Below are 17,309 nucleotides of genomic sequence, written 5' to 3' on the forward strand. Positions count from 1 at the left end.
GGTGTTGTTAATTAAAATATTTACTATATTTGCATTTTCAATATTAAAACTTTTATTATTTCTAATCCATTAATATTATGAAAAAAGTATTGAACCTATTTTTCCTTCTCGTTTTATGGGGCACCACCCAAGTGATTCATGCCGGCGATTCTATATTTGTTCGTGAAACGCGTATTCCGATTTTGATTGAAAGACAGGACAATGTGCTGTTTTATATTCGTTTAAATGCCGGAGAAAATCAGACATTGGACAATGTGGCTTTAAGTTTCGGCAAAGATGTGAAACTTTCTGATATTCATGCTGTGAAACTTTATTATGGAGGTACGGAAGCATTGCAGGATAGAGGCAAGAACCGTTTTGCTCCTGTGGAATATATATCCAGTCATAAGCCGGGAAAAACTCTGGCTGCCAACTCTTCTTATTCAATCAAGAATTCTGAAGTAACTAATCCGGAAAATGAAGTACTGCTGAAGAGTGGTCAGAAACTTTTCCCCGGAGTGAATTTTTTCTGGATTAGCTTACAAATGAATCCTGGAACACAATTGGGTGCAAAGGTGACGGCAAAACTAACTTCCATTATTTTGGACGGAAAAGAAGCTCCGGTAAAAATGTTTTCTTCTGATGGCATCGAACACCGTATGGGTGTGGGAGTACGCCATGCCGGAGATGAAAACTCCGCCGCATACCGTATCCCCGGTTTGGTGACGACTAACAAGGGCACTTTACTTGGCGTGTATGATGTACGCTATAATAGTAGCGTTGACTTGCAGGAACATGTAGATGTAGGACTTAGCCGCAGTACGGATGGTGGAAAGACTTGGGAGAAAATGCGTTTACCTCTGGCTTTCGGTGAAACAGGCGGGTTGCCTGCTGCGCAGAATGGCGTGGGCGATCCTTCCATTCTGGTCGACACCAAGACAAATACTGTATGGATAGTGGCTGCATGGACACACGGAATGGGTAATCAGCGTGCTTGGTGGAGTTCGCATCCGGGAATGGATATGAATCATACAGCACAATTGGTAATGAGCAAAAGTACGGATGACGGAAAGACATGGTCAGAACCTATCAATGTGACGGAACAAGTAAAAGATCCTTCTTGGTACTTCTTATTGCAGGGACCGGGACGTGGCATTACTATGAGCGATGGTACATTAGTATTCCCCATTCAGTATATTGGTGCGGACCGCATTCCTAATGCGGGTATCATGTACAGCAAAGACAGTGGCAAGACTTGGAATATACACAACCATGCACGCACTAATACCACCGAAGCTCAAGTAGTAGAAGTAGAACCAGGTGTATTGATGCTGAACATGCGCGATAACCGTGGTGGAAGCCGTGCAGTATCGATTACTAAAGATTTGGGTAAGACATGGACTGAACATGTTTCCAGTCGTAGTGCTTTACAGGAATCTGTTTGTATGGCAAGTATTATCAGCGTGAAAGCTAAAGATAATGTGTTGGGCAGGGATATACTGATATTTTCAAATCCCAATACTACTAAAGGGCGTCATAGTATCACCATCAAGATTAGCTTGGACGGTGGTGTGACTTGGTTGCCCGAACATCAGCTCCTGTTGGACGAAGATGAAAATTGGGGATATTCCTGTTTGTCAATGATAAATAAAGAAACTATCGGAATTTTCTATGAAAGTAGTGTAGCCCACATGACGTTTCAAGCTGTGAATTTGAAGGATATCGTAAAGTAAATAGTCTTTTAATCTCACATACTTAAATCTAAAATAATGTATAAATACGTTTTATTCGTTCTTATTCTAATAAATATATGTACTATTTCTATGGTTCGGGCAGGTGGAGAACACCTGCTTCCGCAACCGCAGAAGTTTGTTGCTTCCAAGGGTACCTTTGCATTGGGTAAAACCCGTATTACTTCACCGGTACTTCTTGACGAATGGCAAAACTTTGTTATTGAGCGAGGTGGTGTGATTGACAGTAAATCCCATTCAATGATTGAAGTCCGATTAGTATCTTCGTTGCCGGGGGTAACGCTGAATGAAGATGAAGCCTACCACATGGTAATAGGCACTGACAAAATACTGGTTGAGGCTGTTACTGAACATGGTGTTTATTGGGCTATGCAGACGTTAGCTCAGTTACAAAAGAAACGAGGAAAGAAAGTGATTTTTGAAGGTTGCGAAATAACCGACTGGCCTGCTTTCCGTATCCGTGGACTGATGCAGGATGTAGGGCGTAGCTATATCTCTGTTGAAGAACTGAAGCGGGAGATAGCCATGTTATCTCGCTTTAAGATGAATGTATTCCATTGGCATCTTACAGAGAACCAATCTTGGCGTTTGGAAAGCAAGATATTTCCGATGCTGAACGATAGTATAAACACCACTCGTATGCCGGGCAAGTATTATACGCTCGAAGAGGCCAAAGATTTAGTAGCTTACTGTAAGGCTCATAACGTACTATTGATTCCCGAATTTGATATGCCGGGGCATAGTGAAGCATTTGTGTGTGCATTTCGCCACGATATGCAAAGCCCCGAAGGGATGAAGATTCTAAAATTACTGATGGAAGAAGTATGCGAAACATTCGATGTTCCGTATATTCATATCGGTACGGACGAAGTGAAGTTCACCAATCCAAATTTTGTTCCTGAAATGGTAGCATTTGTCCGCTCCTATGGAAAAAAGGTAATCTCTTGGAATCCCGGTTGGAAATATCAATCCGGTGAGATTGATATGACTCATCTATGGAGCAACCGTGGTAAAGCACAGAAAGGCATTCCCGCCATTGATTCCAGATTTCATTACTTAAACCATTTTGATACGTTCGGTGACATCATAGCTTTGTATAATAGTCGTATTTATAATGCAGAACAAGGTTCTGATGATATTGCAGGGACAATTATTGCTATCTGGAATGACCGTTTAGTGGAAAAAGAGTGGAATCAAGTGCTAGAGAATCATCTTTATCCCAATATGCTGGCTATTGCCGAAAGATCTTGGCTGGGTGGGGGAACCGAGTATTTTGATAAGAATGGTACCATCCTGAAATCCTCAAACTGCCTATCGGGCAGTTTAAAAGTCTTCAAGTCCGCTTGGTGAAATGGATGTTTAGTGCCGTTTTTGTATCTAAGGATGGAAGTAGGGAAGTAGAAGGACTTATTTATTCACCCGAAAAGGTTTTAAAATAATATTATGATGAAAAGAATTTTCTTACTATTAGTAATCTGTTGCATGACATGGACTGCCGATGCGCAGGAACGGAAGTACTCCACATTTTATCAACAACGCGCCTCTTTATTCGAGGTGTTGCCTGTGACTTCGAACGATATAATCTTCTTGGGCAATAGTATCACGAATGGTGCGGAGTGGGGAGAATTATTCAGTAATCCTAATGTAAAGAATCGCGGCATCAGCGGTGATATAACGATGGGGGTATACGATCGATTGGATGCAATCCTATCCGGTAAGCCTAAGAAAATATTCTTGCTGATAGGCATAAATGATGTAAATAGAGGAGTGTCGTCAGACAGTATCGTTAAGAATATTACCCTGATTGCCGAGAAGATACAGACAGATTCTCCACGTACGAAACTTTATTTGCAGAGTGTATTACCGGTGACCGATCATTACAATATGTTCAAAGGACATACCGACAAAGGATCAATCATTCCTGATATCAATAAAGGATTGCAGGAATTAGCCAAACAGAAGAACTTGACTTATATCGATCTTTACTCGAACTTTGTGGATAAAGCAACCGGTAAAATGAATATAGAATATACCAACGACGGACTGCATCTACTTGGAAAAGGTTATCTGAAGTGGGTGGAAGTTGTTAAACCTTATGTAGACGAACGATGAAAAAGATTGTTATCCCTTTCTTAATATTACTATTTGCTCTTCCAGGATTTGCACAGAAGCAGACAAGAGTAGCGTGTGTTGGGAATAGTATTACTTATGGTGCTGCATTACCCGATCGCGAAACACAAGCTTATCCGGTACAATTACAACAGATGCTGGGAAGTGATTATGAGGTAAAGAACTTCGGTCATTCCGGCACCACACTTTTGTCTGAAGGGCACCGTCCTTATATCCAACAGCAGGCCTATAAAGATGCTATTGCATTTGCTGCTGATATCGTCGTGATTCATTTAGGAATAAATGATACCGATCCGCGAAATTGGCCTAACTATCAAGACTTCTTCATCAAGGATTACTTGAATCTGATAGACTCCTTTCGTGCAGCAAATTCGGATTGTCGGGTTATCATTGCCCGATTGACTCCAATTGCTCATCGTCATGCCCGTTTTGAGTCAGGCACTCGCGACTGGCGCGGCCAGATACAGTTGGCTATCGAAAATGTGGCACGTATAGCCGGAGTGCAACTGATGGATTTTGAAGCACCCTTATATCCCTATCCTTTCATGCTTCCCGATGCGGTTCATCCGTCTCCCGAGGGTGCAAAGATATTGGCCGAGACTGTGTATTCTGCTATTTCGGGAGATTTCGGAGGGCTGCGTATGCCTATAACTTATACGGATCATCTGGTGTTGCAACGTAATTGTCCTCTTACTATTCATGGAATGGCCGATGCCGGTAAGATGGTGACAGTAAATATTGCTCGTCAGAAACAGACAGTAAAAGTTGCTTCTGACGGACGTTGGCAAGTCAAACTGTTGCCTTTGGCTGCAGGAGGACCATACGTATTGAGTGTAACAGACGGTACAAGCAAGCTAGTCTATAAAGATGTAATGGCAGGTGAGGTATGGCTGTGCTCCGGTCAATCGAATATGGAGTTTATGCTGAAGCAATCCAGAACAGGAAAGATAGATATACCTCAAGCGACCAATGATCAGATACGCCTGTTCGATATGAAAGCCCGTTGGCGGACAGATGCGGTAGAGTGGGAGAGTACGGTACTTGACTCTCTGAATCATTTACAATATTATGCCGATGCTCGTTGGGAGTTAGCCTCTCCACAATCGGCAGGAAACTTTTCGGCAATAGCTTATTACTTTGGGAAAATGCTCCAAGATAGTCTCAAAGTTCCTGTTGGATTGATTTGTAATGCCATCGGTGGTTCGCCTACTGAGGCATGGATAGACCGATCTACATTGGAATATGATTTTCCTGCCATATTGAGAGACTGGACTAAGAACGATTTCATTCAGGATTGGGTACGTGGCCGTGCTGCTTTGAATGTGAAAAAATCCAGTGATGCTCAGCAACGTCATCCATACGAGCCTTGCTATTTGTACGAAGCTGGAATTCGTAGCTTGGAGCAATATCCACTGAAAGGGGTGATTTGGTATCAAGGCGAATCGAATGCACATAATATAGAAGCGCACGAGAAACTTTTCTCTTTATTGGTGAAGAGTTGGCGTAAGAATTGGAACAATGAGAATCTTCCATTCTATTATGTACAATTATCCAGTATTGACAGACCCTCATGGCCTAGGTTCCGTGACAGCCAGCGTAGGTTTTTGGAAACTATACCTCATACTGGCATGGCTGTTTCCAGTGACCAGGGAGACTCACTGGACGTTCATCCTACTAATAAGAAACCAGTGGGCGAACGTTTGTCCCGCTGGGCGTTGAATGATACATATGGGTATAAGAAGGTAGTTCCTTCCGGTCCTCTATTCCAAAGTGCTGAGTTTCGTGATGGAGCGGTATATGTCTCCTTCAGTTGTGGCGAAGACATGCATAGTGCTGATGGTAAACCCTTATGTACATTTGAAGTAGCCGAAGCTGATGGATTGTATGAACCTGCCATTGCCGAAGTAGAGAATAACTGCATGAAAGTTTATAGTGAGAAGATTAAGAATCCGCGTTTTGTACGTTATGGATGGCAGCCGTTTACACGAGCCAATTTAGTTAATGGTGCCGGATTGCCTGCATCAACTTTTCGTGCAGTAGCTCCTGCTGATTTTATGACAGTTCGTCAGATACAGCAGATTCCGGGCTTTCCAAAGAGCGACAAGGATTTTGCCAAAGGTGTATCTGCCTGCTTTGCCGGTACGGTAGATGGGCAGTTATTATTGGCAGGCGGATGTAATTTTCCTAAGACACTAGCCAAAGATGGAGGTACTAAGAAATACTATCAGGATATCTATGTAGCCGAAACTTCAACCGGCTCCATTTTATCTTGGAAGAAGATAGGAAAACTCCCGCAACCTGTAGCTTATGGAGTGTCTGTATCGACTTCTGATGGAGTTATTTGTGCAGGAGGTATGAATGAACAGGGAGCATTGACAACAGTATATCGCATTCGGATTGAGAATAAGAAAGCTGAGATTGAAACTCTTCCCTCCCTGCCTTGTACGCTGGATAATATGACAGGTGCCATATTGGGCAATACACTCTATATTGCCGGAGGCAATAAGAATGGAAAAGCCTCCAATGCTTTCTATTGTCTGAATACCGAACGGCTTTCCGAAGGATGGAAAGAACTTCCAGCTTTCCCGGGCTCTCCTCGCGTACAACCGGTAAGTGCTGTTCAATTGGATGCCAATGGTCAGCCATGTTTCTACTTATGGGGTGGCTTTGCTGCTCCGGTAGAGGGACGTCCTGCTTCTCTTTCGGTTGATGGATATATTTACTCACCTGTTTCCGGTGAATGGACATCGTTGGCTGCTCCGGTCAATAACTCGGGCGATGCGGTGTCTTTGGGAGGTGGAACTGCTGTTGCATGGGGTGATAGCCTGATACTTTGCATGGGCGGCGTCCATAAAGACATATTTTTGCAGGCACTTCAAGTTCCTGTACCCGACTATTTGTCGCATCCGGCAGAGTGGTATCGTTTCAATAAATGTATTCTTGCATATAATACTCGTCAGCAGCAGTGGCAAACGATAGCTTGTACTCCCTATACCGCTCGTGCAGGTGCAGCTGCAGTTGTTTGGAATGGCGATGTATTCTCTATTAATGGAGAGTTGAAGCCGGGAATCCGTACTCAGGAAATAACCCGAATAGAAATAGAATAATAAAGGAAGCATCTGTTTCTTTATAAGTATGTCACCACAATTATGATATTGTAGTATTTGCCATGCTGAACGTAGTGAAGAATCTACTAATGAATATTATTGTGCCAATTTTTGCCATCGCATTGGCAAAACCTTGCCATCATCTAGGCAAAACTTTGCCAATACAATGGCAAAAATAGCAAGATACTTAATCTTAGAACACTTATACTTTACTCAGCTCAAATCCATTCAATAATGACCTAAAGTTAAGAACACAAATTACGCGAATTACACAAATAAATAGCTGCGCTGTGTACAGTGAGATATGCAGAAAGGCAATATCTGTGTTATTTGTGTAATTTGTGTTCCTTTCAGAATTAATTCATAACCGGAAAATAATGAGTTATCTCTTATATCAAATCAGGTTATTAATATTCTGTTCTTTGATGACTAGTCAAACAAACTCTTGAACTTCTTGAATATCTTCTCTTTGATCGAAGTATTTGGTTTGAAGTTATCTGATTCTTCCATATCCTCTAACGCTTTCTTTTCGTCTTTGCTCAGAGCTTCCGGGACATATACACTGACATTTACCAATAAATCTCCCGTTCCGTAACCGTTTACACTTGGTAAACCTTTACCGCGTAGGCGGAGTACTTTACCCGGCTGTGTACCCGATTCTATTTTTACTTTCACTTTCCCGTCAATGGTTGGGATTTCTACCGCACCACCTAAAGCAGCAGTTGGGAAGCTGAGAAGTAAATTATAAATCAGGTCATTTTCATCGCGGATCAAATCCTTATCTTGCTCTTCTTCTACAAGAATCAAAAGATCGCCAGGCACACCATTATGTTTGCCGGCATTACCTTTGCCACCCATAGAGAGCTGCATGCCTTCCATTACACCTTTTGGAATATTTACGCTGACAACTTCTTCACCATAAACAATACCTTCGCCGGCACACTCTTTACATTTGTTTTTGATGATTTTGCCTTCACCGCCACAGGTAGGACAAGTGGCACGCGTTTGCATAGTGCCAAGTATCGTTTGCTGATTGCGGATGACTGTACCGCTACCATGACAAGTGGCACAAGTTTCTGCACCGCCGTCACCTTCGGCACCTGTTCCATGACAATGAGTACATGGAACATATTTTTTCAGCTTAAACTTCTTCTCTACACCGGAAGCTACTTCTTTCAGGTTCAGTTTTACTTTTACACGTAAATCAGAGCCACGATAACGTCGTTGTTGTTGCGAACCTCCGCCAAAGTCACTGAAGCCGCTGAAACCTCCGCCGAATCCGCCGCCGCGTCCACCGAAGATATCACCAAACATGGAGAATATGTCATCCATAGACATACCTCCACTGAAGCCACCAAACGGACCTCCATTGCCTGCAGCACCACCAAGTCCGGCATGGCCAAACTGGTCGTAACGGGCGCGCTTGTCAGGATTGCTTAGTACGTCGTATGCTTCTGCCGCTTCTTTAAATTTATCTTCAGCTGTCTTATCTCCCGGATTTTTGTCAGGATGATATTCGATAGCTTTTTTGCGGTATGCCTTTTTTATTTCGTCTGCTGATGCGTTTTTTTCAACGCCTAAAACTTCATAGTAATCTCTTTTTTCCATACAGTTTTATGTTATTCTCCAACAACCACTTTGGCATGTCGGATCACTTTGTCGTTTAGCGTGTAACCGGTTTGTACACAGTCCAGAATTTTGCCTTTCAGTGCTTTATCCGGTGCCGGAATCACGGCAATGGCTTCGTGGAAATCTGTGTCTAACGGTTTTTCTTTTGTTTCGATCACTTTAACACCATTCTGTGCCAATACAGACATGAATTTCTGGTAGATAAGTTCTACACCTTCTTTAACTGCGGTTACATCGGTAGCAGTTTCCATATTTTTGAGAGCACGTTCAAAGTCATCCACAATGGGTAGGATGCTGCTGAGGCTCTTTTCACCACCATTCAGGATAAGTTCTGCTTTCTCCTTTATGGTACGTTTGCGGTAGTTATCGAACTCGGCAGAAAGGCGCAGATATTTGTCTTTCTGTTCTTCAATTTGTTCGTTAGCTTTTGCTAACTCTTCAGTAAGCTTCTCCTCTTCAGTCAAAGGAGTTTCATTTTCGTGAGGAGCTTCGTTAGCTGTAGTTTCCTCATTACCTTCGTCTTGAGTAGCTTGAGCTTTCAACTCTTCTTCCTGGATGTTTTCTTTTTCTTTCGGGTTCATATTTTTATGCTTATTATTCTTATTGTTCTTGTAAAAAGGATTTGTTTTCATTGCTGTTCAGGGTTTAAGTTATTACTAATACGTGTACATCAACAAAAACTTTGCCAAAAAGGTTGCCATTGCTAAAAACGGTGCAAAGGTAATACTTTTATGTCACATTGACAGTGCTTCTTGGGGTGATTCGTAGAAAAATGACTATCTTTGCACCCGCAATCAGCAGAATTGCAGGTGTTAAATCGTAAATCGTAAATAAATAAATCGTAAATATACAGATGATTACAGTTTCTAATGTTTCAGTACAGTTTGGTAAAAGAGTTCTATTTAATGATGTAAACTTGAAGTTTACTAGTGGTAACTGTTATGGTATTATCGGTGCTAACGGTGCCGGAAAATCAACTTTCCTAAAGGCTATTTCCGGTGAGCTGGATGCTACTACAGGAACTATTATGCTAGGACCGGGAGAGCGTCTTTCAGTTTTGAGCCAGGACCACTTTAAGTGGGATGCTTATACAGTTATGGATACCGTTATGATGGGACATACTGTGCTGTGGGATATTATGAAACAGCGTGAAGAACTGTATGCAAAAACAGATTTCACGGACGAAGACGGATTGAAAGTTTCCGAACTCGAAGAGAAGTTTGCCGAATTGGATGGATGGAATGCCGAAAGTGATGCTGCTGCTTTGTTGAGCGGTTTGGGTATTAAGGAAGACAAGCATTACGTCCTTGTAGGCGAATTGAATAATAAGGAGAAAGTACGCGTCATGTTGGCGCAAGCTTTATATGGTAATCCTGATAACTTGTTGCTGGATGAGCCTACCAATGACTTGGATATGGACACGGTGATGTGGTTGGAAGAATATCTTTCTAACTTTGAACATACGGTATTGGTTGTGAGCCACGACCGTCACTTCCTCGACTCAGTTTGTACACATACGGTAGATATTGACTATAACAAGATCAATATGTTTGCCGGTAACTATAGCTTCTGGTACGAATCCAGTCAGTTGGCACTTCGTCAGCAGCAGAACCAGAAGGCTAAGGCCGAGGAAAAGAAGAAGGAACTGGAAGAATTTATCCGTCGCTTCAGTGCCAATGTAGCGAAGAGCAAGCAGACAACCAGTCGTAAGAAGATGTTGGAGAAGCTGAATGTTGAAGAAATCAAACCTTCTTCACGTAAATATCCGGGTATCATTTTTACTCCTGAACGTGAACCGGGTAATCAAATCTTGGAAGTTTCTGGTTTGACCAAGACATTGGATGATGGTACTGTACTGTTCCGTGATGTTAACTTCAATGTAGAAAAAGGAGATAAGATTGTATTCCTTTCTCACGATCCGCGTGCCATGACTGCACTTTTCGAGATTATAAATGAAAATACAAAACCGGATGCCGGAACTTTCAACTGGGGTGTTACGATCACTACTGCATACCTGCCAGTGGATAATACGGATTTCTTTAATACAGATTTGAATTTGGTAGACTGGTTAGGTCAGTTTGGCGAAGGCAATGAAGTGTATATGAAGGGTTTCTTGGGTCGTATGCTATTCTCCGGTGAAGAGGTTTTGAAGAAAGCCAGTGTATTGTCGGGAGGGGAGAAGATGCGTTGTATGATTGCCCGTATGCAATTGCGTAATGCCAACTGCTTGATTCTTGATACGCCTACCAATCACCTCGATTTGGAATCTATCCAGGCGTTCAATAATAACCTGAAAGCATATAAAGGTAATATACTGTTCTCTTCTCATGACCATGAGTTTATACAGACGGTTGCCAACCGTATTATTGAGTTGACACCGAATGGTATTATCGACAAAATGATGGAATATGATGAGTACATTACTTCAGACCATATCAAGGAACTGAGAGCACGTATGTACGGAGCATAAAAGAAGTTGTTTATACTTATACGAGCGAAGGCTCACACATATAAGTGCGTAACGCTACGCAGATATATGTGTGAGCCTTCGCTCGTATATGTGTGAAATTGCTATGATAAGAAAGTAATTATTGCTTCATATAAATTAGCTTATCCCTTCCTTCTCCAAAAAGATTGTCTCCTAATGTGGTGATTTTATCTCCCGTAGCGACTACGTTGCGCAAATTATCGCATCCGATAAAGGCACCATATTCAATAGCAGTAACGCCAGATGGAAGTATTAGAGTTCCACATAAACGGCTACATCCACTGAATACACGTTGTCCAATGCTTTTCAGTCCATGGGGAAGAGTTATATTCAATAAGTATTTCTTTTGAGTGAAAGTATAATCTGGAATGACGGTGGCGTTACTTTTCGATAAATCGGCTGAAACCAGATTGGGCATATAGTCGCGTATCAAGGTGAAATCAGCTTCGTCCAGCTTGCCCTCTATGGTTAGGAAATTCACATCTTTGGGTTGCATGCCTCCTCTTAGCAATTCGCTGGCAAGACTTCCCATTTTGCCTATTTGGACGGTTACTCCTAAAGGTTCTCCTTCAATAAAAGCGAAGGTTTCCCATTTCTTTTTGCTCCGATATTCATCGCTGCTTCCCAACGGGACAAATATAGCGGTAACGCTATCTGCCAATGCTTCGGACATTAAATTGGGAGCACTCTTTTTTCTTATTTGGCAAATCTTTAAGTTGTTGCATCCTTTGAATGCGGCATCTTCAATGTTCTTAGTCTTATCGGATAGAATTACTCGGGTTAGGGATTTCTTTCCTACGAATGTACTATCATTCTGACGTTTGCAGAAAGCATAGGCAGGAATGCAGTTAGCCGGATAAATGTAGAATCCGGCAGAATGAGTACCATTCTTACCTGCATACAGGCTGATGGATGTGTTTGATATATCCAGTAATTCCAGATTTTTGAATTCATCCCGCAGATGGCGGAAATCGATGGCATTTAGTTTGCCTTGCAGGGTGAGGTGTGTAATTTCATTGGCCTCGGCTTCGGTCATTAGTTCTATTAAAGTACCGGGTTTAGCTACAAAATATGTTTTCGATTTTTGTGCTGAGGCATTCAGCATCATACCCAGTCCGGCGGCTATTAAGAGTATTTTTCTTAGTCTCATGCTTTTAATTTCAGATTGATTAATTTTCAAATATAAGAAGAATCTATCAGGTATGAATGAAGTTTTTTCTTTTTATTGCTATTTTTGTCGGATATTAATCAATATAAAAAAGGATGGAAAGAGAAAAAAATAGAGATGAAATGCAGGTTACTGATAGTAAAAACAAGCATTATTGGCGGGCAGTGATTGATATATTGATGTTTGCTGTGTTCTTTGGTGTTTCTTTTATGTTGTTTACTATGCCATTGGCGTTTGTCTTTGATGATCTGAAAAATATTCAGGTGTCAACAAACATTCAGTTTCTTATTTGGTATGAAACAATAATGTTAATCTGTGTATTTCTTGCTGCATGGATTGTATTTCGTATTCGGAAGTCTCCTCTTGCACGACTGGGACTATCTTTGAAAGGGCATTGGAAGGATTGGCTGGGTGGTATTGCTTTTGCTATTATTCTCTATGCAGTTGGTTTCGGGCTGTCTTTGGCATTTGGAGCTGTAGAAATTGTCGGGTTTGTTTTTCAACCTTCATCTTTGTTGTTGACTCTTGTATTTTATTTATTGGTAGCTATCGCAGAAGAATTTATGGTTCGTGGCTTTATATTGGGATGCTTGATAGATGGTGGGTTTAACAAGTATCTGGCACTGTTTATCTCTTCTGTTATCTTTTCCTTGATGCATATTCTTAATCCGAATTTCGCTTTTATTCCGTTCCTGAATATCATTTTGGCGGGTATATTCTTGGGAGCCTCTTATATATATACTCGCAATCTTTGTTTTCCTATAGCATTGCATTGGTTCTGGAACTGGTTGCAAGGCTCTGTTTTAGGATACGAGGTAAGTGGTAATAAATTTGGAGAAAGTCTACTAGAGCTCCGATTGCCCGAAGCGAATCTCCTCAATGGAGGAACCTTCGGATTTGAAGGTTCCATTTTATGCTCTGTGTTATTGATGATTGGGACGGTGGTGATTATGAGATATTATTTGAGAAATAGTGATTAGTAATCGCTATCCCTGTTCCACCCCTTTCAACGTCAACTGTATTCTTTTACGGTCGTAATCGATGCTGAGTACTTTCACTCGCAACTGTTGATGAATGGAAACGACTTCGTTAGGATCTGAAATGAACCTGTCGGCAAGTTGGGAAAGGTGTATCAGGCCGTTCTCTTTGATGCCTATATCGACGAATGCACCAAAGTTGGTGATGTTACCTACTATACCCGGAAGTTCCATTCCTTCGCGCAGGTCGTTGATGGTACGAACATTCTTGTCGAACTCAAACACTTTGATGGGGCCTCGTGGGTCACGACCGGGTTTATCCAGCTCTTGTAATATATCTTTTAGAGTGGGCATACCGACGGTGGGAGAGAGGTAACGTTCCGGTTGTATCTTCAGACGAAGTTCTTTACTGGCTATCAACTCAATCACGCTACATCCCAGGTCTTTTGCCATTTGCTCTACTATGCAATAACTTTCCGGGTGTACAGCAGTATTATCCAATGGATTCTTGGCTTGCGGGATGCGTAAGAAACCGGCACATTGTTCAAAGGCTTTGGCACCCATTCGGGGGACTTTCATTAACTCTTTGCGGGAAGCGAATGCTCCGTTTTCTGCGCGGAAGTTTACAATATTCTGAGCAAGTTGCGGGCCAAGTCCGGATATGTAGGTTAAGAGGTGGCTACTGGCTGTATTCAGGTTGACACCTACTAGATTCACGCAGTTCTCTACTGTCTGATCCAATGATTTCTTTAGTTTCGGCTGATCTACATCATGCTGATATTGACCTACGCCGATAGATTTTGCATCTATTTTAACAAGTTCAGCCAGCGGGTCCATCAAACGTCTTCCTATAGATACGGCTCCACGAACGGTGACATCGTATTCGGGAAATTCGTCACGAGCTATTTTAGAGGCAGAGTAGATAGAAGCACCTTGTTCGCTGACCACAAATATCTGAACTTCTTGATTGAAAACATGTTGCTTCAAGAAATCTTCCGTTTCGCGACTGGCTGTTCCATTACCAATGGCAATGGCTTCTATTTTATAGGACTCTATCATTTTCTGTATCTTCGAGAAGGCCTCTTTGGTTTTGCTTACCGGAGGATGCGGATAGATGTTCTCGTTGTGCATCAAGTTGCCTTGCGCATCCAGGCATACTACTTTACATCCGGTACGGAATCCGGGGTCGATACCCATCACACGCTTTTGTCCCAATGGAGAGGCAAGTAGCAATTGTCGCAGGTTCTCGGCAAATACTTTGATGGCTTCTTCGTCTGCGCGTTCTTTGCTTTGTACGGCAAATTCGGTTTCGATAGATGGTTTCAGCAGGCGTTTGTAAGCATCCTGTACGGCTTCTGCCACCTGTTGCCCACAAGCATTATTGCTACGTACAAATTGTCGTTCCAAACGTTCGGTACACTCTTCATCATCCGGACTGATACTGACTTTCAATAAACCTTCCGATTCTGCCCGGCGTATGGCAAGCAGACGGTGGGAACTGCATCTCTTCAGTGATTCTGAACAATCAAAATAATCCCGGTATTTGGCAGCTTCCTCTTCTTTGCCCTTCACCACTTTGGCAGTAAGGATACCTTGGCGGGCAAAAGAGTTGCGGACTATATTTCTGGTTCGTTCGTCTTCACTTACATGTTCGGCAATGATGTCACGTGCACCTTTCAGGGCATCTTCTATGTCCTTCACATCTCCTTTTACAAAATCGGCGGCACGACTTTCGGGATGAGGTTCTCTTTGCAGCATCAGTAGGGTGGCAAGAGGCTCCAGACCTTTTTGGCGGGCAGCTTCGGCACGGGTTTTGCGTTTGGGCTTATAGGGGAGATAGATATCTTCCAATGCGGTATTGTCCCAAGTCTCTTCGATACGTTTTTTGAGTTCGGGCGTTAGTTTACCTTGTTCCTCAATGGTATTGAGAATGGTTTCTTTTCGCTTGGCAGTTTCATTGAGTTTTTCATATTGTGTTTGGATAGACTCGATTTGTACCTCGTCCAAGCCTCCCGTCACCTCTTTACGATAACGGCTGATGAAAGGAATGGTAGCGCCATCATTGAGCAAACCAAGGGTTTGGCTTATTTGTTTTTCCGATATGCCGAGAGCGGCGGATATCATTCGATGAAAATTTTGTATCATTTTGAATCTTTATTTATTGTGGATGCCAAAATTACAAAAAACAATTATAAAAGGTTTTCAGAATTAGAAAAATAATTAATTTTGTGGATGGACTATAAGTGTATGTTGTATGGAATATGAAACAGTGACTTCGGATTCATTGCATAAAAACGAGGTACAGAAAAAGTACAGCGGGGTAACATGCTCTCAAAAAGTGATAATAGAAGATTCACGCTCAAGTAGTTTAGCACTGAAGAAAATGATAAATGGCATTTACGGTGCTGGACATTGTTTGCAGACTGCTTCAACTTCGAAAGTAATACAGATGGAAAAAATCCCATGGACTACTATGTGGGATATAATATTGAAAGTACCATTTGGGGGTACTGAGACAAAAAAGGAGCTTTATTCTCCCTCCAGAGAATTCCTAAGAATAAGAAATTCTGAAAATATATGGTTATTTGATGATTTTGCATCCAGAGCACAGTATCTTTTAAATAAAGCTGAAACTGAGAACTGGAATGATGAACTTTATAATTCTGTATTGTTGAGTTGTGCTATTGATTGTGTCGCTGAGGCGATTGCTCATACATCAGCGGTTAATATGCCAGGAAAAACGTCTGAAATAGCTCTCTACTTGACACGCGTTTTTGTAAACGAACTTTCCTTGACTTCTTCAATAGTATTTAATGAGAAAAAAATGAATAAGAATACTATTGATTCTTTTCCTTTATTGATACATCGTGTATCCATGATGAGTGGTATTGACCCAATTACTTTATATTTAAAAAATATACTTTCTCTGTTTGATGCGGCTTATGAAATTAAAGAAATGGCTTTAAGGTCAGGTATTGAACCGGGATTAATGTTGGATATGTTGTATGCTAGATTTATGAGTCGATTGTGTGCATACAAAAATAATAGTGATGCACGTGACCTTCCGAAAGTTACCATAGACGCCGCGCAAGTTGAGTATTCTCCTAAGGAATTTGTGGGTAATATTTCGCGCTCCTTTGCCGAAGAGAATTTTCAATTACCATTGGTTGAATTGAGAAAATGCGTAGGTCTTCCATTGGATGAGCTTCAAGAACAACAAGATAAAGAAATAGATGCACATGAATCAGAGTATAAAAATGTGGTAACTAGTTTCATAGACCAATATATTCAGATACCTGAGAAAAAAGAGAATGCTATTACAACTTTGGAGCATTATTTACGTAGCTTACCCATACAGGTTACGGTAAATGCTTCTGATTGGTTTAATAAGGATGGTTTCAAAGCGGGTTCTTTATATCAATCAATGCCAGCACATATGAGACGAAATGCATCTCTTAAGAAAATAATACATTCAGATCTCAAACCTAATGATGGTCCCTCCATTGAATTGGCGGACTGGTCAAATCCTAACTTATTGCGAGGAAGAGGACCCGGATATATCTCAATGCGTATGGATAAAGATTCTATGGCTGAGAAACGTCTGTTGAAAATGTCTGAGATTCCTGTATTTGGTAGTCTTTGTTATGGTACTGATCTCCAGAATCATAGTGGACCTCTTTCTCAATATGGTAATTTGCATTTTCGTTTATCGGGTAATGCTGTTTGCGTAAAAGGATACAGAGCAGCTACGCAAGCACCACAGTGTAAGAATCTCATTGAATTATTTGCCCAAATCATTAATTATGGTAATACTCCATTAGCTGCATATCTTTTAGGTTCGGCCCTTGGCTGTAAATTCACGGAGAAAATATCAAACTATCCTAATATCGAGGTTATCCTTGAACCATTTGATGTACAAGACTGTGTGGATTCAATATTATGTTCTAAATCAGTAGATGCTAAAGTCAAGGAAGGAATCCAGAAAATTCATAAAACTATAATCGAAGATGAGGAGGATGTGGGAGAACCTTTTTCAGGGAGAACTTTGATAGAATTAAGAAACTGGAGATTATAAAGTAT

Annotated in this window: 10 protein-coding genes and 1 pseudogene; 7 read left to right on the plus strand and 4 right to left on the minus strand. The window is 41.5% G+C overall.

Annotation, left to right across the window (positions count from 1 at the left end; translation table 11 throughout):
- Window positions 1-77 precede the first annotated feature (77 nt).
- From Q1W14_RS01015 to Q1W14_RS01030, 4 genes and pseudogenes are all read left to right on the plus strand, one after another.
- A complete protein-coding gene (locus tag Q1W14_RS01015) occupies window positions 78-1,712 on the plus strand; it encodes a sialidase family protein (RefSeq protein WP_300698372.1) in 1,635 nt (544 codons plus the stop codon).
- Between the two features lie 36 nt (window positions 1,713-1,748).
- A pseudogene (locus tag Q1W14_RS01020) lies at window positions 1,749-3,038 on the plus strand (family 20 glycosylhydrolase); the annotation flags it as partial.
- A gap of 138 nt (window positions 3,039-3,176) precedes the next feature.
- A complete protein-coding gene (locus tag Q1W14_RS01025; protein WP_300698448.1) occupies window positions 3,177-3,842 on the plus strand; it encodes an SGNH/GDSL hydrolase family protein in 666 nt (221 codons plus the stop codon).
- A complete protein-coding gene (locus Q1W14_RS01030) occupies window positions 3,839-6,967 on the plus strand; it encodes a cyclically-permuted mutarotase family protein (RefSeq protein WP_300698374.1) in 3,129 nt (1,042 codons plus the stop codon). Before Q1W14_RS01025 ends, Q1W14_RS01030 begins: the two co-directional genes overlap by 4 nt.
- Window positions 6,968-7,396: 429 nt before the next feature.
- Here the strand turns inward: Q1W14_RS01030 and dnaJ are convergent, their stop codons facing one another.
- Both dnaJ and Q1W14_RS01040 read right to left on the minus strand, forming a co-directional pair.
- Window positions 7,397-8,575, minus strand: coding sequence for a molecular chaperone DnaJ (gene dnaJ / locus Q1W14_RS01035; protein WP_300698376.1), 1,179 nt, complete (start codon window positions 8,573-8,575; stop codon window positions 7,397-7,399).
- An 11-nt stretch (window positions 8,576-8,586) separates the two neighbouring features.
- The gene (locus Q1W14_RS01040) at window positions 8,587-9,228 is read right to left on the minus strand and encodes a nucleotide exchange factor GrpE (protein WP_300698378.1); all 642 of its coding nucleotides are present in this window, start codon (window positions 9,226-9,228) and stop codon (window positions 8,587-8,589) included.
- Between the two features lie 221 nt (window positions 9,229-9,449).
- On the opposite strand from Q1W14_RS01040, the gene Q1W14_RS01045 reads away from it, so the two are divergent.
- Complete coding sequence (locus tag Q1W14_RS01045) at window positions 9,450-11,066, plus strand: ATP-binding cassette domain-containing protein (RefSeq protein WP_300698380.1); 1,617 nt, start codon at window positions 9,450-9,452, stop codon at window positions 11,064-11,066.
- A 118-nt stretch (window positions 11,067-11,184) separates the two neighbouring features.
- On the opposite strand, the gene Q1W14_RS01050 is transcribed toward Q1W14_RS01045, so the two are convergent.
- On the minus strand, window positions 11,185-12,234 hold the full coding sequence (locus Q1W14_RS01050) for a leucine-rich repeat domain-containing protein (protein WP_300698382.1): 1,050 nt from the start codon (window positions 12,232-12,234) through the stop codon (window positions 11,185-11,187).
- A gap of 113 nt (window positions 12,235-12,347) precedes the next feature.
- Here Q1W14_RS01050 and Q1W14_RS01055 point away from each other — a divergent pair, with 113 nt between their 5' ends.
- Entirely contained in the window at window positions 12,348-13,232 is an 885-nt protein-coding gene (locus tag Q1W14_RS01055) for a type II CAAX endopeptidase family protein (RefSeq protein ID WP_300698384.1), read from the plus strand.
- 6 nt (window positions 13,233-13,238) lie between these two features.
- On the opposite strand, the gene Q1W14_RS01060 is transcribed toward Q1W14_RS01055, so the two are convergent.
- Window positions 13,239-15,374, minus strand: coding sequence for a Tex family protein (locus Q1W14_RS01060; protein ID WP_300698386.1), 2,136 nt, complete (start codon window positions 15,372-15,374; stop codon window positions 13,239-13,241).
- A 109-nt stretch (window positions 15,375-15,483) separates the two neighbouring features.
- Between Q1W14_RS01060 and Q1W14_RS01065 the strand changes: the two genes are divergently transcribed.
- The gene (locus Q1W14_RS01065; RefSeq protein WP_300698388.1) at window positions 15,484-17,304 is read left to right on the plus strand and encodes a hypothetical protein; all 1,821 of its coding nucleotides are present in this window, start codon (window positions 15,484-15,486) and stop codon (window positions 17,302-17,304) included.
- Window positions 17,305-17,309: the final 5 nt, after the last annotated feature.

This window comes from Bacteroides sp., from assembly GCF_030151085.1.
In the GTDB taxonomy this organism is placed as follows: Bacteria; Bacteroidota; Bacteroidia; order Bacteroidales; family Bacteroidaceae; genus Bacteroides.